Genomic DNA, 18,182 nt, shown 5'->3' on the forward strand with positions numbered 1-18,182 from the left:
AATAAGTCTCTAAAAATAAACAATAAAAAATTATGGCATAAAGGTTGGATTACCCCTGTGTACAGGATAAGCCTGTCCTAAGGGGACGAACAATGAAAATGATAAGTGCAATAATAAAACCATTTAAATTGGATGAAGTACGCGAAGCGCTTGCCGATTTAGGCGTGGAAGGGATGACGGTGGTCGATGTAAAAGGGTTTGGGCGTCAGCGAGGTCATACTGAGTTATATCGAGGGGCTGAATACCAAGTAGATTTTATTCCCAAAATTAAGCTAGAAATTGCCACACGAAGTGAAAATACGCAGCGTGTTGTAGATGTATTAACACAAGCAGCACACACAGGGAAAATTGGTGATGGAAAAATATTTGTTTACGATTTAGATCAAATAGTGCGGATCCGTACTGGTGAACTAGACGAAGAAGCTATCTGAGGAACCATCATGGAAAATGCAATAATAGAACTAAAGTTTTCATTAAATACTTTCTACTTTCTTATATCTGGCGTACTGGTTATGTGGATGGCGGCGGGTTTTGCCATGCTCGAAGCAGGACTTGTCCGCTCTAAAAATACCACTGAGATATTAACCAAAAACATCGCGTTATATGCCATTGCATGCACCATGTTTTTGCTGATTGGCTATAATATTATGTACGTGGGAAATACCGAGGGCGGAGTCGTTCCTGAGTTTGGTGCTTTAATTGGTTCAGCAAGCACCGATGCTACGCATGCGTTAGAGGCTGATTTTTTCTTTCAAGTGGTATTTGTCGCGACAGCAATGTCGATAGTATCTGGCGCAGTAGCTGAACGTATGAAATTATGGGCATTTTTAGCCTTTACAGTCGTATTGACCGGCTTCATCTATCCGGTCGAAGGGTTTTGGACATGGGGTGGTGGGTTTTTATCACAACTAGGCTTTGTTGATTTTGCAGGTTCTGCCATTGTGCATGGCGCGGGTGCTGCTGCTGCATTGGCGGGAGTATTATTGCTGGGTGCGCGCAAAGGGAAATACGGTCGTAACGGTGAGATTTACCCGATCCCTGGCTCAAATATGCCTCTGGCAACATTGGGGACTTTTATATTGTGGATGGGCTGGTTTGGCTTTAATGGAGGCTCTCAACTTTTTTTAGCAGACAAAGAAAACGCAGTTGCGGTGAGTCAAATACTTTTAAATACCAATGCGGCGGCAGCCACAGGGGCAATTGCCGCATTGTTGGTGTGTAAAGTTTTATGGGGTAAAGCAGATCTGACGATGATTTTAAATGGTGCGTTAGCTGGCCTCGTGGTTATTACTGCTGAACCTGCGTCTCCGACTCCGTTAATGGCGTGTTTATTAGGCGCATTAGGAGGCTCGCTGGTGGTATTTAGTATCGTGTTTTTAGATAAAGCGAAGGTGGATGACCCTGTGGGAGCGATTTCAGTACATGGCACTTGTGGCATGTTGGGGGTCATGTTAGTACCGCTGTCTAACAGCGATGCTACTTTTGGTGTGCAGCTAATTGGTTTGCTATGTATTTTAGGTTTTGTTTTTGTTGTGTCTTATTTGGTGTGGGCACTACTAAAAGCAACAATGGGAATTAGGGTGGGCCAAGAAGAAGAAATAAATGGTATGGATCAACATGATTGTGGTGTTGATGCATATCCTGAATTTGTGAGTGTGCGTTCTCAGTAAACTTACTTACTCTATATCAGAATATTTACGGGCCTAAGGGCCCGTTGTGACTTTCAGGTCTGGTTAATCTGAGGTAACCTACGCTTATCAACTATTTAATATTTCTTTTTGTACGGTAGGCATGGCAGAAAAAAACGCAGGTTCTAAAAAAAGCACTGATAAAGTCAGTAAGTCAGCCACTAAAAGCAGAGCAAAAACAGCAAAGCCAAAACCCAGAAAAAGAGCAGCCAGAAAGCCGACTAATGCCCCTTTGTTACAACGAATCAAGCAGCGTACATTGCGTACCCTTTGGCACTTAATTTGGAAAGGGAGTTTAGCATGCATTGTGGTCGTGGCGTTTTATTTAGTGTATCTCGACGCCAAAATCACCAAACAATTTGAAGGGAATAAGTGGCAACTGCCAGTGCAGGTGTACGCACGTGCTATGACCTTTTATCCTGATCAGTACTTGTCAGAAGATGAGGTGTTATGGGAATTAAAACGCTTAAATTATTCACAAGTTAATCGAATAAACCGCACTGGGCAATATGTGCTGCAAGGACGAACCATTGAAGTACATCGACGCAGTTTTAATTTTCATGATGGGAGTGAGCAAGCTCGTACCTTTATTTTAAACTTTGCGGGTAAAAAACTAGCCAGCATTGTTGATAAAAATGGCCGTAGGGTTAATTCAGCCCGACTAGAGCCTGTTCAAATAGCCCGTATTGGTAATGAAAGTAATCAAGACCGTGAATTTGTGCCGTTAGAAAAATTCCCGAATATTCTTAAGCAAGCATTATTGGTAGTCGAGGATCGAGATTTTTATGAGCATCATGGTGTATCACTGTGGTCGATTATGCGCGCATTCTATACCAATATTAAAGTCGGCCGCACCGTGCAAGGGGGCAGTACACTCACTCAGCAATTGGCAAAAAACTTTTATTTAACACGAGAGCGCTCCATCGTGCGCAAAATTAACGAAGCCTTTATTGCATTAATTTTAGATTATAGGTACAGCAAGGATGAGATACTTGAAGCGTATCTTAATGAAGTATATCTAGGCCAAGCATATAACCAAGGTGTTCATGGCATGGGTTTAGCTGCTGAGTTTTATTTTGCAAAACCTGTTGATGAGTTAGAGTTTGATCAAATTGCACTATTGGTTGCGATGGTTAAAGGGCCTTCTTATTATAACCCGCGACGCTACCCTGAACGAGTGCAAGAACGCAGAGATCTTGTCTTACGTTTGCTGGCAGAGTCCGGCCATATCAGTACCAATGAATTTCGCTTAGCGTTGGCACGACCTATCAAAATTCAAACATTAAAAAATAGCTTACACAAGAGCTACCCGGGATACCTAGAACTGGTTAACCGAGAGTTGAAAAAGCGCTTGCCAAATCAAGAAATCGTGAATGCAGGAGTGCGTATTTTCACGTATTTCGATTTGCAAAAACAATCGGCCATGGAGCAATCAATTGGAGCTGGGATACCGTATTTAGAGAGGCGGTTTAAAACCAAGCAACTAGAAACCGCCATGATTTCAGTTAACATAGAAAAAGGCGGTGTGTCAGCATTGGTTGCGGGTAGGGAAGTGCGCTACAACGGTTTTAATAGAGTATTAGATACCAAGCGTAATATCGGTTCACTGGTGAAGCCGGCAGTATATTTAACGGCATTAGAGCAATCACAATACAACTTAGGCACGTTATTAGATGATTCTCCGCTACAGGTAACAGATGAAGCTGGCGATACTTGGAAACCTGAAAACTTTGATCATAAGTTTAGAGGATATATGCCATTGTTTAGGGCGTTTAGTCGCAGTATTAATATTCCCGTGGTGAATCTAGGGCTCGATATCGGGGTTCACAACGTTGTTGAATCACTAAATAAACTGGGAATAGAAGAAAAAATAAACCAATACCCTTCATTATTACTAGGCGCGATAGAACTATCTAGCTTTGATGTTGCACAAATGTATACCACCATAGCAAGTGGTGGGCAATATCGAAAATTAACCAGTATTTCGGCGATGACTGACGCGGTTGGGCGGGTTTTATATGAGCATAATGTTGATGCACAGAAGCGATTCTCTGCAGACGCCAGTTATATGACAAAGTATGGATTAAAGCGGGTGACAAAAGATGGAACTGCACGGCGTATCAATGCGCACTTTCCGTCAATTCAACTTGCAGGGAAAACGGGCACAAGTAATGATCTACGAGATAGTTGGTTTGCTGGGTTTGATCATAATACGGTAACGGTTACTTGGTTAGGGCGAGACGATAATCGTCCAACAGGTTTGACGGGTGCCAGCGGTGCGTTAGAGTTATATATTCGTTATTTAAAGCCTTTAAACCCACAAGCCATTGCAGACGCCCGACCTGCTGGCGTTCGCTGGGCTTTTGTCAATGAAAAAACAGGCAAACAAGCGCCACCTTGGTGCGGGAAAGTGATCCAATTACCGATACGAAGCAGCGAATTTGAACCAAGAGCTAAATGTGTTCAATAATTTAGGCCTCTTATAGTCTGGTGGTTATGTTTTAAACTGATCCATCGCGGCCTGTAAATTAGTCGCCATGGTTGAGAGCTTTTGTGCCCCCTCTTGAGTGGCTTCGGCAGACACCAAAGTATGCTCGGAAAGACTGCTTATTTCACTTGAATCAGCCAGTGCTTGCTGGGTTGCACTAGACTGTTGTTTAACTAGGTCTGAAATAAGGTGCCCTTGCTGATCAATGTCGATCATACTTTGCTTTGCGGCTTGAAGCACTTGATTGGTTTGATTGGCTGCATTGACGCCGAGTTCCATTTTTTCAACGCTATTGCGCATTTTGCTTTGCGTATCGTTCGATGCATTTTGGAGCGAACTAATAATGCTGTGGATCTCTTCTGTTTGCTGTTGTGTGCGCTTTGCGAGTGTGCGTACTTCATCGGCAACAACCGCAAAACCACGACCTTGTTCTCCGGCCCTTGCAGCTTCAATGGCTGCATTGAGTGCTAATAGGTTTGTTTGCTCTGCGATTTCACTAATAGCAGCACTGACCTTACTGATATTTTGACTGTCTTGCGCGAGTTTATCGAGTGCGCCTCGGCTCTCTTCAAACTCCAATTGTAGCTCTGTCATATGGCGAGCCAATTCAGTGGTATTGGTTGTGCCTTGTTTTACGTGCTGTGCTGCTGTGCTCGCAAGTTCAGTTGCATGTTGTGCAGAGGTCTCAACCGAGTCGGCAGAGTGTGCCATTTCACTTAAAGCACTATGAATAGTTTGAATCTTATTTTGTTGCTGGTCAACGTCATCACGGGTGTCTTGGCTGATTTGACTGAGTTGTTTGGTCGCAGTGTGTAGGTCGCCACTAGTCACATTCACGTCTTCCAATAAATGCACGAAGGCATCAATAACCTTATTGTACTGTTCGACGATGATAGACATTTCATCTTTACCATGGGCTGTTGCTTTGGCACTTAAATCGCCACCGGCTGCTCTTGCAGCAGTACGAGAAAAGTTTGAAATGCTATCTGATACTGCGAAATAGAACCCTAACATTAAATAGATGGCAATTAATAAACTAACAAGTGCAGCAAATGCGACGGTATTTCGGATCAAGCGCTGCTGTTCCAGCTTCTGAGTTAGCAATGTTTTTAATTGTGGGGTTGCAGCGTTAACTAACGCATTGACGTCATTCAGCACATTTTGATGAAAGCGAGAAAACTGACTCGCGCTGAGCTCTAGGTTATCAGGCTCCAATAGCTTATTGGTGACGGCATTTTTGTATTCATCTAAGCTTTTCTCTAGTGCATCCACATGTGGCTGTAACACTTTTTTTGTACTTGGCATTGCATGTAGGGCAACGAGTAGCTTACTTTGCAGTTGTTCGTTAAAAGTCGGTAACCCCTTGTTCAAATTAGACAGTGCAATAAAGCTATCTGGTGTGAAGCGACCGGCATTGATCACTTTATTAGCTTGCTCTGCGACAGCATTGATTTGAGCCAGTAGGCGAGGCGTGGATTCAACAAGCGTTCTATTGATATAAGAGCGGGTTAAATTATCATCGATTGCTAGTTTAGATTGAATGGATACGAGCTCAAGTACCGAAGAATCTTGCTGAGTTGTTAATTGAAAACCAGCTCTTTCAGCGACTTGCTTATTATTGTCGGGCCGTGCCTGCATGATATTAGAGAGTAACTTTGGATAAATACTTAAGCCATGTTGCTGTTCTTTGCTCACTCGGATCGAGTCAGACAATATGTTGGTTAGAAAAAATAAGCTTAAACTCAATGGAACCAGTAAAATACCGAACACTAAGGTTATTTTTGTTTTGTATTTTAATTGCGCCATAAATTGAGTGGCAGGCGCGCTGAGCGTTCTTAGTCCTTGCATATTGTTCACTTTTGAATGTTAAAAGTATTCGAGAAGAGTAGACCGTGTAATGACTAATATTAGTTCAAAATAAAATAGTCAGGCATAAAAAAAGCCCTTTCGGGCTTTTTATTCAATAATTTACTGTAACAACACTGAGTGTATTACAATTTAGCAAAGGCACGTTGCGCAGCAGCGATGGTATTTTTAATATCTTCATTTGAGTGCATTGTACTTACAAAGCCAGCTTCAAATGCTGAGGGGGCTAAGTAAACACCTTCTTCTAGCATTAAATGGAAGAAGCGTTTAAAGCGCTCTAAATCACATTCCGTTGCTTGCTGGTAACTGGTAACCGACTCCGCGTCAGTGAAGAAGAAACCGTACATCCCACCAGCAAAATTGGTAGTTAGTGGAATACCTGCGGCATCAGCTGCTTGCTGAAAGCCTTCGCATAGCGCTTTACTTTTTGCTTCAAGTTCATCATGCAAGCCTTCAGCAGATAAAAGCTCTAGTGCTTTTAATCCGGCCGCCATAGCGATTGGATTGCCTGATAAAGTACCGGCTTGGTATACAGGGCCAACAGGGGCAATATAATCCATAATGGCGTGTTTACCCCCAAACGCACCGACAGGCATACCACCACCAATCACCTTCCCTAAGCAAGTTAAATCTGGCTGGATATCGTAATAAGCCTGAGCCCCCCCAAGTGCCACCCGAAAGCCTGTCATGACCTCATCAAAGATGAGTACTGCGCCGTGTTCATCACACACGTCACGCAAACCTTGCAAGAAGCCAGGCTCAGGTGGAATGCAGTTCATGTTACCAGCAACCGGTTCCACGATAATACAAGATATTTCATCTGGGTACTGTGCAAAGATGGCTTTCACTTCATCTAAATTATTAAATGATACGGTGAGCGTGTGTTTGGCAAAATCTTCTGGGATCCCAGGGGAGCTAGGCACGCCCATGGTGAGTGCGCCTGAGCCTGCTTTAACCAATAAAGAATCTGCATGGCCATGATAACATCCTTCAAATTTGAGGATTTTGTCACGATTAGTGTAGCCTCGGGCTAAACGAATTGCGCTCATGGTGGCTTCTGTGCCTGAACTTACCATGCGTACCTTTTCAATTGAAGGAACTAGCTCTTTGACTTTTTCTGCCATAAGAATTTCAGCTTCAGTTGGGGCGCCGTAGCTTAGACCGTTTTCTACTGCGGCTAACACGGCTTGTTTTATCTCTGGGTGATTGTGCCCTAAGATCATCGGTCCCCATGAGCCAACATAATCGATGTAACAATTGTTGTCGGCATCGTAGGTAAAAGGCCCTTCTGCTTTGGTAATAAACAAAGGTGTACCGCCGACACCATTGAATGCGCGCACAGGAGAGTTTACACCTCCTGGAATAGAGGTTTGTGCACGAGAAAATAAATCTTGGCTTATGGTCATGTTAAATTCCTATCTGCTTAGCTATTACGCTTACGGCTGAACCAAGGTACATCTGCTTCATACTGAGTAATTTGGTTTTCTACGCCAAGCGTTAATGCAAACAACGCCATTCTGATCAAGACACCATTTTGTACTTGACGGAATATTGCGAGGTTATCGTTATTATTGAGATCATTGTCTAGTTCATTCGCGTCACTGCGGCTATCACGCGGCAGCGGATGCATTAATACGGAGTTTGGTTTGCAGTGCGCGTTGTAAATGGCTTGGCTGATCCGAAAGCCACCACGGTATTTGTTTGCTTCTTCTTGGGAAGGGAAACGCTCTTCTTGAATACGTGTTTGATAGACGATATCAGCGGCTAGGTTGCCTTCCATTTGTGACACGATTTCTATTTTATGGCCCGCATTACTGACACTATCTAAGATGTAATCGGGCATTTGTAATCCGTCAGGTGCAACCATACTGAAGCGAATATCTTTATAGTGACAGAGTAATTTTGATAAAGAGTGCACTGTGCGGCCATATTTTAAATCACCCACCAGAGCAATATGCATTCCATCGATTCCACGCTCAAAACGACCCAGTTCTCGATCTATTGTCAGCAAATCTAATAAGGCTTGAGTTGGGTGCTCATTTGGCCCGTCACCGCCATTAATTACGGGAACGTCTGAGCCTGTCGCAAACTCTGCGACTGATCCTGCATCAGGGTGGCGCATTGCAACGGCATCAGCATAAGCTGAAATGACACGTGCAGTATCGTAGAGAGATTCACCCTTTGCTAATGCAGAGCTTTGCATACCTGTTGTCTCTCGGACAATACCACCGAGTAAGTTAAATGCGGTACCAAAACTCACTCGTGTTCGAGTACTTGGTTCAAAGAATAGGTTGGCTAAGATAGCGCCCTCTAAAACACGCGTGCGCTTATGCTTTTTTGCATAAGGTTCCATTTGTTTTGCAACAGCAAAAATATGCTCAATTGCCTCTCGGTCCAATTGATTTACGGAAAGAATGTTTTCACCTTGGAAACTTAACATGGGGTGGTTCCTAATCACTGATTGACAACGGGCTTGCGGCGCAGCAAACCACCATCATAACGCGCATACAGTAGCATGGTTATTTGGCGCGCCATTGTAACACAATTAAAGGCTTGGTTTGAGTACCGCGAGCAATACAATTGCAAGTAATACCAGCACTGGAAACTCGTTAAAGTAACGATAGAAGCGATCGCTTCGTTTATTTCTGTCATGCTTAAAATCAGCGAGTAATTTAAAGCAAAAGCCATGATAAATATAAAGAATGATCACCAGTATTAATTTGTAATGTAGCCACATACTGTACCGGAACCACTCACGTCCATATTCAACGATAGTTAATACGCCGAAAATCAGAGTTAGGATTGCAAATGGGGTAACAAAATAAAGTAATCGGCGCTCCATTATTTTAAGCATAGCACTGCATGACTTTTCTTCAGTCATTGCGTGGTAGACAAATAATCTAGGAAGATAAAAAATACCCGCAAACCATGCGATCATAAAAAAGAGATGTAACGCTTTAAAAGTTAAAAGTAAGCTCATTGTGCCCTCAATGTTAAAGTAAGCTATTACGCGTGGTTAAAATATGACGGATATGGTCCCAGCGTAATATCCCCATTATTTGTTGATTATCTTTTTGATTGTAAATATATACTGCGCCACTGCGCTTATCTTTGAGTACATCAAATGCGTCTGACAAGGTTGCTTGACTGCTTAGGCCTTGAAGCGGAATATAAGAAATATTCATGCTTTGATCACTCATTAAATTTAGGTCATATTCAGCTAATCGATAACCGTGTTCTTCATCATAAACGATCAGTGGAGTTTGACTATTCACTGCGTCGAGTGTTTCTTTTATTTGTTCTTTATCATCGGAATATAACAATTTAAATTGTTCGTCCATGTCATCCATTATCCCCACTTTTTGTAGTGCTTCGCTGGCGGGAGAAACTTGATAAGGTAAGCCCTGAAAATCAAGTTGCTGTAAAAAAATAGACCGATTACCAAACACTTGCAGTGCAGTTACATAGGCGGTAGAGATCACCAGCATTGCAGGTACGATGATTTCTGGACTAGAAGTCAATTCCATTACCGCAGTTAACGCCGCCAAAGGCGCATGCAAGGTAGCCGCAAGTAACCCTGCCATGCCCAATACACCATAGGTGCCGCTGACATCAACCCCCGGGGTAATAAACTGGGCAAAAAAGGACATTAACGTGCCCATAACAACCCCAAGTCCGATAACGGGACCAATTAACCCCCCTGGTATACCTAGCCCTATCGCAAATAAAGTAGCAAGCAATTTAGCGATGAGTATTGTTGTGAGTAATTGAATATTTTCTGGTGAATCCACAGCAATGGTGATAGCACTCATCCCAGACCCCATTGCTTGAGGAACCATATAGCCGATAAGGCCCGCAATTAGCCCAGCTAACATTAATCTTGGTAACATGCTCAATGGTTTGAATGTTTTTATAATGAGCATAAGATTTTGATTAAAACTAAAGGCGACGGCACCGAGTATTGCGCCACACAGAATTAAATAAGGGTAGTGCCAAAAGCTCAAAGGCGTGATATTGATTAGTGCCAACTCAGATCCTGCGCCAAATACAAACTGCGTTGCTAAGGCCCCTGTGACTGCGGCGAGCATGATGGGCACAAAGATATGTATTTTGTATTCTCGTAAAACGACTTCCATCACAAAAATAACCGCAGCCAGCGGTGTGTTAAATGACGCCGCTATACCTGCAGCGACACCACAGCCAGCAAGAGTACGAGAGGCATTCATAGGTAAATGTAGCCGCTCAGCTAAAATACTGGCGCCGGTAGCTCCCATATGAACAGAAGGTCCTTCACGGCCAACAGAGAAGCCACTTATAAGTGCGACAGCTCCGCCAAAAAATTGGTTCGCGGTATTCCAAATCGGCATTTGACCGTAGTGATGTTTGATACGGTGGATCACAAAAGGAATACCCAACCTATAATGCCTAAAGCCTGTTAAATTAGCGAATAGAGCAATCAATAAAGCGGCCAAAACAGGTAGTACAACACGTTGAAACTCAGGGAGCTGCGAAAAATGATCAGGAGAGTCTAAAAAGGTTGATTGCACAAGCACAATGGTGAGACGAAATAATATGATCAGAATAGCCGCAATTAATCCTGCACACACACCGAGTAAACACAGTTGAACGGATGTTTTGGGTTTGGCCAAACTACGCCGTAATGTATCCAGCGACATATCTTAATTCCATGTCATATTAAAGACTTAAGTCTATCAAAAAAATGTCACTTCGTCTTATTGAGAAACTGAAATTTTATGGCAAGAATTACCTGAATACTTATGAGAAGCAAATGTCATTATGAGGAATTTGGCAATAGTCTGAGAAGCGTGTTTGATATGGGGTTATTTTAATCAATTAAGGTGTTGTGACTATACTTGATTAAAACACTCGGGTATTAGATAATCCAGCCATAAAATGTACAAGGGTCGAAAAGTATGTCTGAACAGTTACCAATTCAATTTAGTGATGCCGCGGCGCATCGCGTAAAAGAGTTAATTGAAGAAGAAGAGAATCCTGAGTTAAAGCTGCGTGTTTATGTAACTGGAGGTGGTTGCTCTGGTTTTCAATATGGATTCACTTTTGATGAAAAAGCCAACCCTGGTGATTTAGAAATTGAAAAAAATGGGGTGGTCATGGTTGTTGACCCGATGAGTATTCAATATTTAATTGATGGTGTGGTGGATTATACTGAAGGGTTAGAAGGCGCACGCTTTTTTGTAAGTAACCCAAATGCAACGACAACCTGTGGGTGTGGGGCTAGTTTTAGCGTTTAATTAAACCCCACTACTTAAAATGAAGAGGCCACGAATTAACGTGGCTTTTTTATGTCTTTGTCACTTGGATCATTAATGTAAAGAATCCTAATACAAAAGAACTAAATACGAGTATATAGATAAATCCTTGCTTCCCTTGTTTCAGTGGAATTCGATTACTGCGTAAAAACCAAAACCATCCTATACATAATAAAATAGGTAACAAAAACAGCACTCTAAACATAAAAGATTCTCTTTTTTAGGTTTACCTATCCTTTTAAAAATCTAAGCTATTGTTTTAAATGAAAAAATAAATCATTTCATTTTCTGGTGCATTTTATAAAAAATTTGTTAAAGTTAATGCCTGTCCACGCTTGGATAAAAAGTCGGTAAAAAGTTAAATTTTAATTAGGTGTTAACAAAAATATAGGCTATACCTAATTTGGTACATAGGAACAAATGATAGATTTTTTGATCATGCCTATGGTATACAGTACACCGCTGATGTGAGACGGGCAAATTTCATATCGGTGTAATTTAGAATAATCATCGAGTAGGAGATGTTAAATATGATGGGTAAAACGGTTTCTTCAGAAGAAAACGGCAAGTTAACAAAATGGTTAAAATCGAAGCGTCATGAAAAAGGCCATACAATGCGCAGCCTTGCGCAGGTTTTAGGCACACCGCACTCTTTTATCGGTAAAATTGAAAATCAAGAACGTCGTTTGGATGTGATTGAATTTTTACGCTATTGCGAAGCATTAGAAGTAGACCCGTATGAAGGTCTTAACTTAGTGAATAAAGACGAAGACTAATTAAATAAGTTAGCGTATGAAGGTGCAAGGAACTGCACCTCAATCCTCTCACTCTTACGTTACTTTTTTGAAAGATGATATGCAGATTCAATGTCATACAGTTTATGACGTATCATATAAAGTAGCAATAATGATGGTATTACCATTAATGCAGTTATCACAAAGAATAACGCCCAATCCCCTTGTAACCAATCATCAATTACCATGCCACTATAGCTCGACATAACCGTTCGCCCTAAGCTTCCTAGTGAGGCTAGCAAGGCATAATGTGTTGCACTGAATGCGCGGTCACACATCATCGATATAAAGGCGACCATTGCAACTAATGACCAAGCTTGTGTAAAGCCATCAACCACGATCGCCATAGCATATAAATGCTCTTGAGGGCCTACTACAGCGATCCATGAAAACATGAGATTAGAAGCAGCCATTGCTAAACCGCTGATAAATAGCCCTTTTACAATGCCATACTTATGGTTAAAAATACTGCTTAAAAAAGCGAATATAATGGTGATCACACCCGTTCCTAGCTTCGAATATTGGCCAATTTGACTGTTACTGAAACCAATCTCTTTATAGAAAACAATAGACATTCTTGCTAAAAACGATTCACCTATTTTAAATAAGAATATAAATAGCAATAATGCTAGCGCTGTTTTGACGCCATTTTTAGTGAAAAAACTTTTAAAAGGCTCTATGAGTGTCACCGCAAACCATGCTAGTGCTTTATTTATGGCACTTTGTGAGTGGCCTAAGCGAGCTTGGTAAGCTAATTCTAGCTGTTTGTGAATATGATCTCTTTTTGATTCCGGCTCTTTAGCAAATAATGTAACGAGAACGAGTAGCCCCATAATGATACCAAGTACTAAATAAATTCTTGGCCAATCGAAAGCCGGTGAGTCAGCCAAGAAAAAAGGGATCGCGCCGAGTAATGCATAGCCACTCCACCACCCAGAGGTCGCCATTGCGGCAGCCGCAGTGGCTTTTTCACTTTCTGCTTCAGGTAAGATATCTATACGGTAGGCGTCAATCGCAATGTCGTGTGTTGCCGAAGCAGCCGCAATAATAAAACACAGTAAGGCGGCACTGAATACGTTATCTTTGATGACGATATAAGACATGCCTATGGTTGCAAGCATAGTGATCACTTGGCAAGTGGCGATCCAGCTTCGTCTTTGACCTAGCATGGCGGTCAATCGTGGGATCTTGACGCGATCGAGCAACGGTGACCATAAAAAGTTAATCGTATATGCACCGAAGACGATACCAAATAAGCCTATCATACTGCGGCTTAAACCTTCATCTTTAAGCCATGCGGACATAACTGAACCTATTAAAACCCAAGGGAAGCCACTGCTGATCCCCAACATAAAAATAGTGACCAATCGTCGGTCTTTATAGTAACCCAAATAGTCACGTAAACTTGCTTTGAGGATCATTGGTGTGCTTCTTGTTTAGTTTAAAGTTCTATTGCTTTGAGCACGGCAATATCGAAAATAATAACCGGAGTCTTGGGGATAAAGGTGTAGCCGAGTTTTTGATTGTAACCTGTCTCTACTTGCATTATTTTGTCGAGCGTTTCATAGCCTTCAATAACATTACCAAATACTGCGAAGCCCCAATCACGGCCCGGGTTTAAATGTTTATTGTTATCCATATTAAAAAAGAACTGACGCGTACCTGAGTGGGGTTTACTGTCTTGGTATGCCATTGCAACGCTATAAATATCATTTTTCATACCATTACCACTTTCGTTAAATATAGGCGGGCGTTCGAACATGCCATCATAGTCTTTATCATATCCGCCTCCTTGGATAACGAAGTCTTGTTCATTGGCATCATCGCGTTCAACACGATGAAAGACGGAACCTTTATAGTCACCATTGATGACATATGTCAGAAAGTTGTTTACGGTAATAGGAGCACGAGAACGATCCAGCTCCAAAGTCACTTTGCCAAGACTTGTGGTGATCTCAACACGAGGAAACAAATTATCTTTTTGTACAAAGCGCCCTTCTTTATTCGCCGTAAAAGCGAGGTTAGAAAATAACGCTACGATCAAAATAAACCATATTCTTTTCATCTTATTGTCCTTGTAAGAAATTGATAAGTACTTGATCAGTTACAATGCGCGTCAGCATTTTCTTCGTCAAGTTGTTTAATTGTGATTCGACTTTTGCTTGTTCGTGTTTTAACGGCCCTGTAATTTGCGATTGGCCTGTATAACGTTTTTCAAACGTATTGCCATTAGCGGCAGCAATAACCAACCAATCTGCAACAGCGTTACTTTCATGTTGCGTGAGACTTTCTGATATTTTGCTATTAAATGCATTGATTTGTAGCGTGATAGTATGGCTTGAAGTAGGTAAGACTGTTACGCCATTGCTGGTTAGTGCGTCTAAAAAGGCGTTTTGTATTTTTACTGGCAAACTGGCATCGGGTAAATATACAGCGGGCTCTTGATTGAGTACTTTGATTGTGAAATTGGTAATACGGTGATCGACAACCTTTGCTTGCAGTACACTGTTAATAGTACTTATTTTTCCACTGGAATAAACTGGGTTTAAAATAACGGATTTTGGCTGTGTTGCACACCCTGACAGTGTGAAAAGGCTGATAAATAGAAGACACAGTTTTAACATGGATTAACCCCTTTTTGTTGCGCTTAGCACGGTAAATTTTTTGTTATTTCCGATAATTTTGCAATTGCCAAATAGTCGATTTAGTTTTTCTTGATACTCCAAATGACGATTTCCAATAATGCGTAATTCACCACCTTGTTTTAGCGTCTGCTTGGCTTGTACAAACATTTGCCAAGCAATGTGATCAGTGATGGCTTGCGCTTGATGAAACGGAGGGTTACATAACACTAAGTCAGCTGAACCCAGTGTGAAGTCTGTAAGGCAGTCATTTTGAATAAAGGTACAGTTACTGATTTGCTCAGGTAAGTTATGCAGTACATTATGTTCTGCACTTGCAACAGCCATGGCAGATTCATCCACAAATGTCAGTTTAGCATTTGGCATTTTGGCGAGCGTTAAAAGGCCTATTACGCCATTTCCACAGCCAAGATCTATGACTTTTAATGGCTTTTTACCTTGTGGCAAGTAGTTGGCAAAAAAGCGCGCACCAATATCAAGTGAATCTCTTGAAAATACATTAGCATGATTGTAAATAGTAAAGTTTGTTTTTTCTAAAGCCCAACTGGTTGGGAACTTGTCTTTGACTGGCTTGCCTGTGCTAGTGGCAAATATTAGTCGAGACTTTTTAACAGCTAAACTGGTTTTTGGTTCAGATAAAAAATGGGTGACACTTTTGAGTGTTGAACTGTGTATTTCTTTAACTTTCCCCGCAATGATAACTGGAATGTCAGCCGCTAGTTGGCTAATTTGGGCTAACTGATGCTGCATAAAGCCAGCATTCTTAGGTACTTTCATTAAAATCAAATCAACATCTTGGGGCAGAGACGTTAAGCTATTTTGAGAAGTAACGTGTTCTGTATTAAGTGTGTTCACAGCTAAATTGTATTGGCATGCTTGATGGCTAACAAATGAGTCTGATACGCAAGTTACTCTGATCGTTGGGTATTGAGCAATAAGTGCTGCTGTAATGGCGCCAAAAGCGTCATTCAAAACCAGTGCATGTTGAGGGGGGCAATGATGCTCAAAAGTGTAATCTAGTAAATATTCATCAGCCGAATCCCACGCTTGTAAACTGCGATTTTTTTGTTCCAGTGGAAAACGGTGTAGTGTAAGGTGATGCTCACCCAGTAGCGCGTCAGTTGTCATAATCAATATAGTAGCAGTTATAGAGAATAGGAGAATGGTATCATGACATTGCAAAACCCTGAACTGCTCTTGCCTCACGGCTTCGACTATATAAAGCATGTTATGAGTTATAGAAAAGGGATGGCTTTGTATGAGTACTTGGTTACGAATCTAAACTGGCAACAGCCACAAATTCAAGTATTCGGTAAGTTACATCGCATTCCTCGGTTGCAAAGCTTTATTGCAGACAATAACGTGAATTACAGTTATTCAAAGCAGACTTTATGCTCTGAGCGCTGGCCTAGTGTGTTGGATGATATGCGGATGCGTCTGCAAAAGGCTTATGGGTATCGTTTTAATGCGTTACTAGTCAATTGGTACCGAGATGGTAATGACTGTATGGGTTGGCATAGTGACGATGAACCCGAACTCGGTATTAACCCTTTTATTGTGTCTATTTCGCTTGGCGCGTCAAGAAAGTTTGTCATTAAAGAGAAGACCTCCAAAACTACTTACAATATCTTGCTTGAAAATGGCAGTGGTTTACTTATGCACAGCACCAGCCAATCAGACTATCAACATGCACTTCCAAAACAAACCCGGGTGAAAGGTGGGCGTATAAATTTAACCTTTCGTAGTGTTGGTCAATAGCAAGCAAAAGCGTATAGTAGCCCTAAATTCCAAATTTATTGAAGGACTTGAAATGTCAATGCAACAACACATTCACGCTAAGCTTGCTGATGCAGTTGCGTGTAAGCATTTAAATGTGGTGAATGAAAGCCATATGCATAGCAGGGGTGAAGAGTCACATTTTAAAGTCGTCATTGTAAGTGAAGAGTTTTTAGGGAAGCGCTTGTTACCGCGTCACCGTATCGTTAATGAGATCTTAAAAGATGAACTTGCTAACCATATTCATGCGCTTTCTATCCATGCATATACTCCTGAGGAGTATAGTGAAAAAAATGGGCAAACTCCTGATTCGCCAACATGTTTGGGTGGTTCAAAGTTTGATAAGTAGCTGATCAGACCTGTGTTTGTCTGATCAACCATTAAACTATGGCAGTTATTTGAAAAGTAAATAGGATTTATCATGGTCGTTAAGCCAAAAATTCGTGGTTTTATTTGTACTAACGCACACTCTGCTGGTTGTGCCGCTCACGTTCAAGAGCAAATTGATTATGTAAAAGCGCAAGGCCCAATTGAAAATGGTCCTAAGAATGTATTGGTTATTGGTGCATCAACTGGATATGGATTGGCGTCTCGTATTACGGCTGCCTTTGGTGCAGGCGCAAAGACGTTAGGGATCTTTTTTGAAAAAGAAGGCACTGAGCGTAAAACCGCATCGGCTGGTTGGTATAATACAGCGGCATTTCAGCAAGCGGCAGATGAAGCTGGTTTATGGTCTAAGAACATAAACGGTGATGCGTTCTCTGACGAGATAAAGCAAAAAACGATTGCTGCAATTAAAGCTGAAATGGGTAAGGTTGATTTGGTTATCTATAGTTTGGCGTCTCCACGTCGCACAGATCCAAAAACCGGTGAAGTATTCTCGTCGGTACTCAAGCCCATTGGTAATGATGTTACAACAAAAAATTTGAATACGTCAGCACGTACAATAGGTGATATTACCGTTGAAGCGGCAAATGAAGACGAGATTGCCAATACAGTGAAAGTGATGGGTGGTGAAGATTGGGAGTTGTGGGTTGATGCTTTAAAAGAAGCAGATGTGTTAGCTGATAACTTCAAAACGACCGCGTATACGTACATTGGTAAAGAACTGACTTGGCCAATATACGGCCATGCAACGATTGGTAAAGCAAAAGAAGATTTAGATAGGGCAACAGCCGCAATTAAAGCATCGACTGCTTCTTTAAATGGTGAAGCGTATGTCTCTTCGTTAAATGCGGTGGTAACACAAGCCAGTTCTGCTATCCCTATTATGCCTCTTTATATTTCTGCGCTATTTAAAGTAATGAAAGCGGATGGTACATATGAAGGTACCATTGAACAAATAAATGGTCTGTTCCGCGAGAGTCTTTATGGTGACACGCCACGTTTTGATGAGGGTGGCCACTTATTCCAAAACTATAAAGAGCTGGAAGAAGACGTGCAATCACGTATTCAAGTCATTTGGGATTCGGTTAATTCTGAAACCATTGATGAGCTTACGGATTATGTTGGTTACCACAATGAGTTCTTACGTTTATTTGGTTTTGGCATCGAATCGATAGATTATGATCAAGACGTTGATTCTGCTGTGGTGATTAATCACCTTTTGTAACGTACTGATAATTATGGACTAGGCC

General features: G+C 41.6%; 17 protein-coding genes. 8 read left to right on the top strand and 9 right to left on the bottom strand.

The window, feature by feature from the left end:
* Window positions 1-92 precede the first annotated feature (92 nt).
* From CWC18_RS07720 to mrcB, 3 genes are all read left to right on the top strand, one after another.
* Complete coding sequence (locus CWC18_RS07720) at window positions 93-431, top strand: P-II family nitrogen regulator (RefSeq protein WP_119861665.1); 339 nt, start codon at window positions 93-95, stop codon at window positions 429-431.
* Window positions 432-440: 9 nt separating this feature from the next.
* Window positions 441-1,670, top strand: a complete 1,230-nt coding sequence (locus CWC18_RS07725; protein WP_138589740.1) for an ammonium transporter — start codon at window positions 441-443, stop codon at window positions 1,668-1,670.
* A gap of 121 nt (window positions 1,671-1,791) precedes the next feature.
* Window positions 1,792-4,158 carry a penicillin-binding protein 1B gene (mrcB, locus tag CWC18_RS07730; RefSeq protein ID WP_138675015.1) on the top strand — a complete coding sequence of 789 codons (2,367 nt, stop codon included), beginning with the start codon at window positions 1,792-1,794 and terminating at the stop codon, window positions 4,156-4,158.
* Between the two features lie 24 nt (window positions 4,159-4,182).
* Here mrcB and CWC18_RS07735 read toward each other — a convergent pair whose 3' ends face one another.
* The 5 genes from CWC18_RS07735 to CWC18_RS07755 all read right to left on the bottom strand — a co-directional run bounded on the left by CWC18_RS07735 (window position 4,183) and on the right by CWC18_RS07755 (window position 10,718).
* Window positions 4,183-6,024: a methyl-accepting chemotaxis protein gene (locus tag CWC18_RS07735; RefSeq protein WP_138589738.1), complete on the bottom strand. Its 1,842-nt coding sequence runs from the start codon at window positions 6,022-6,024 to the stop codon at window positions 4,183-4,185.
* Window positions 6,025-6,167: 143 nt separating this feature from the next.
* Window positions 6,168-7,448, bottom strand: coding sequence for a glutamate-1-semialdehyde 2,1-aminomutase (hemL, locus tag CWC18_RS07740; protein WP_138589737.1), 1,281 nt, complete (start codon window positions 7,446-7,448; stop codon window positions 6,168-6,170).
* 17 nt (window positions 7,449-7,465) lie between these two features.
* Window positions 7,466-8,482 (bottom strand): aspartate carbamoyltransferase, encoded by a 1,017-nt coding sequence (locus CWC18_RS07745; protein ID WP_119861670.1) that lies wholly within the window; start codon window positions 8,480-8,482, stop codon window positions 7,466-7,468.
* A 105-nt stretch (window positions 8,483-8,587) separates the two neighbouring features.
* Window positions 8,588-9,022: a CopD family protein gene (locus CWC18_RS07750; RefSeq protein ID WP_138675016.1), complete on the bottom strand. Its 435-nt coding sequence runs from the start codon at window positions 9,020-9,022 to the stop codon at window positions 8,588-8,590.
* A gap of 13 nt (window positions 9,023-9,035) precedes the next feature.
* Window positions 9,036-10,718, bottom strand: coding sequence for a chloride channel protein (locus CWC18_RS07755; protein WP_138589735.1), 1,683 nt, complete (start codon window positions 10,716-10,718; stop codon window positions 9,036-9,038).
* A 258-nt stretch (window positions 10,719-10,976) separates the two neighbouring features.
* On the opposite strand from CWC18_RS07755, the gene erpA reads away from it, so the two are divergent.
* Window positions 10,977-11,315, top strand: a complete 339-nt coding sequence (gene erpA / locus CWC18_RS07760; protein WP_010362831.1) for an iron-sulfur cluster insertion protein ErpA — start codon at window positions 10,977-10,979, stop codon at window positions 11,313-11,315.
* Between the two features lie 548 nt (window positions 11,316-11,863).
* Window positions 11,864-12,109 (top strand): helix-turn-helix domain-containing protein, encoded by a 246-nt coding sequence (locus tag CWC18_RS07765; protein ID WP_010362832.1) that lies wholly within the window; start codon window positions 11,864-11,866, stop codon window positions 12,107-12,109.
* 59 nt (window positions 12,110-12,168) lie between these two features.
* Here the strand turns inward: CWC18_RS07765 and CWC18_RS07770 are convergent, their stop codons facing one another.
* From CWC18_RS07770 to CWC18_RS07785, 4 genes are read right to left on the bottom strand one after another with little or no spacing between them, the layout of a single operon-like run.
* A complete protein-coding gene (locus tag CWC18_RS07770; RefSeq protein WP_138589734.1) occupies window positions 12,169-13,548 on the bottom strand; it encodes an AmpG family muropeptide MFS transporter in 1,380 nt (459 codons plus the stop codon).
* 20 nt (window positions 13,549-13,568) lie between these two features.
* Window positions 13,569-14,192, bottom strand: a complete 624-nt coding sequence (locus CWC18_RS07775; RefSeq protein ID WP_138589733.1) for a peptidylprolyl isomerase — start codon at window positions 14,190-14,192, stop codon at window positions 13,569-13,571.
* Between the two features lies 1 nt (window position 14,193).
* The gene (locus tag CWC18_RS07780) at window positions 14,194-14,751 is read right to left on the bottom strand and encodes a YajG family lipoprotein (RefSeq protein ID WP_138675017.1); all 558 of its coding nucleotides are present in this window, start codon (window positions 14,749-14,751) and stop codon (window positions 14,194-14,196) included.
* Window positions 14,752-14,754: 3 nt separating this feature from the next.
* Window positions 14,755-15,897: a methyltransferase gene (locus CWC18_RS07785; RefSeq protein WP_138589731.1), complete on the bottom strand. Its 1,143-nt coding sequence runs from the start codon at window positions 15,895-15,897 to the stop codon at window positions 14,755-14,757.
* 42 nt (window positions 15,898-15,939) lie between these two features.
* Here CWC18_RS07785 and CWC18_RS07790 point away from each other — a divergent pair, with 42 nt between their 5' ends.
* From CWC18_RS07790 to fabV, 3 genes are all read left to right on the top strand, one after another.
* Window positions 15,940-16,527, top strand: coding sequence for an alpha-ketoglutarate-dependent dioxygenase AlkB family protein (locus CWC18_RS07790; RefSeq protein ID WP_138589730.1), 588 nt, complete (start codon window positions 15,940-15,942; stop codon window positions 16,525-16,527).
* A 52-nt stretch (window positions 16,528-16,579) separates the two neighbouring features.
* Window positions 16,580-16,894 (top strand): BolA family protein, encoded by a 315-nt coding sequence (locus tag CWC18_RS07795; protein ID WP_138589729.1) that lies wholly within the window; start codon window positions 16,580-16,582, stop codon window positions 16,892-16,894.
* 72 nt (window positions 16,895-16,966) lie between these two features.
* Window positions 16,967-18,157, top strand: coding sequence for an enoyl-ACP reductase FabV (gene fabV / locus CWC18_RS07800; RefSeq protein WP_138589728.1), 1,191 nt, complete (start codon window positions 16,967-16,969; stop codon window positions 18,155-18,157).
* Window positions 18,158-18,182 lie beyond the last annotated feature (25 nt).

This window comes from Pseudoalteromonas aurantia (assembly GCF_005886875.1).
Classification (GTDB): Bacteria; Pseudomonadota; Gammaproteobacteria; order Enterobacterales; family Alteromonadaceae; genus Pseudoalteromonas; species Pseudoalteromonas aurantia_A.

Bases quoted from the DNA above. Each gene is read 5' to 3' on its own strand.
- CWC18_RS07720 (WP_119861665.1), top strand. From the start codon at position 93: ATGAAAATGATAAGTGCAATAATAAAACCATTTAAATTGGATGAAGTA.
- CWC18_RS07725 (WP_138589740.1), top strand. From the start codon at position 441: ATGGAAAATGCAATAATAGAACTAAAGTTTTCATTAAATACTTTCTAC.
- mrcB (WP_138675015.1), top strand. From the start codon at position 1,792: ATGGCAGAAAAAAACGCAGGTTCTAAAAAAAGCACTGATAAAGTCAGT.
- CWC18_RS07735 (WP_138589738.1), bottom strand. From the start codon at position 6,024: ATGCAAGGACTAAGAACGCTCAGCGCGCCTGCCACTCAATTTATGGCG.
- hemL (WP_138589737.1), bottom strand. From the start codon at position 7,448: ATGACCATAAGCCAAGATTTATTTTCTCGTGCACAAACCTCTATTCCA.
- CWC18_RS07745 (WP_119861670.1), bottom strand. From the start codon at position 8,482: ATGTTAAGTTTCCAAGGTGAAAACATTCTTTCCGTAAATCAATTGGAC.
- CWC18_RS07750 (WP_138675016.1), bottom strand. From the start codon at position 9,022: ATGAGCTTACTTTTAACTTTTAAAGCGTTACATCTCTTTTTTATGATC.
- CWC18_RS07755 (WP_138589735.1), bottom strand. From the start codon at position 10,718: ATGTCGCTGGATACATTACGGCGTAGTTTGGCCAAACCCAAAACATCC.
- erpA (WP_010362831.1), top strand. From the start codon at position 10,977: ATGTCTGAACAGTTACCAATTCAATTTAGTGATGCCGCGGCGCATCGC.
- CWC18_RS07765 (WP_010362832.1), top strand. From the start codon at position 11,864: ATGATGGGTAAAACGGTTTCTTCAGAAGAAAACGGCAAGTTAACAAAA.
- CWC18_RS07770 (WP_138589734.1), bottom strand. From the start codon at position 13,548: ATGATCCTCAAAGCAAGTTTACGTGACTATTTGGGTTACTATAAAGAC.
- CWC18_RS07775 (WP_138589733.1), bottom strand. From the start codon at position 14,192: ATGAAAAGAATATGGTTTATTTTGATCGTAGCGTTATTTTCTAACCTC.
- CWC18_RS07780 (WP_138675017.1), bottom strand. From the start codon at position 14,751: ATGTTAAAACTGTGTCTTCTATTTATCAGCCTTTTCACACTGTCAGGG.
- CWC18_RS07785 (WP_138589731.1), bottom strand. From the start codon at position 15,897: ATGACAACTGACGCGCTACTGGGTGAGCATCACCTTACACTACACCGT.
- CWC18_RS07790 (WP_138589730.1), top strand. From the start codon at position 15,940: ATGACATTGCAAAACCCTGAACTGCTCTTGCCTCACGGCTTCGACTAT.
- CWC18_RS07795 (WP_138589729.1), top strand. From the start codon at position 16,580: ATGTCAATGCAACAACACATTCACGCTAAGCTTGCTGATGCAGTTGCG.
- fabV (WP_138589728.1), top strand. From the start codon at position 16,967: ATGGTCGTTAAGCCAAAAATTCGTGGTTTTATTTGTACTAACGCACAC.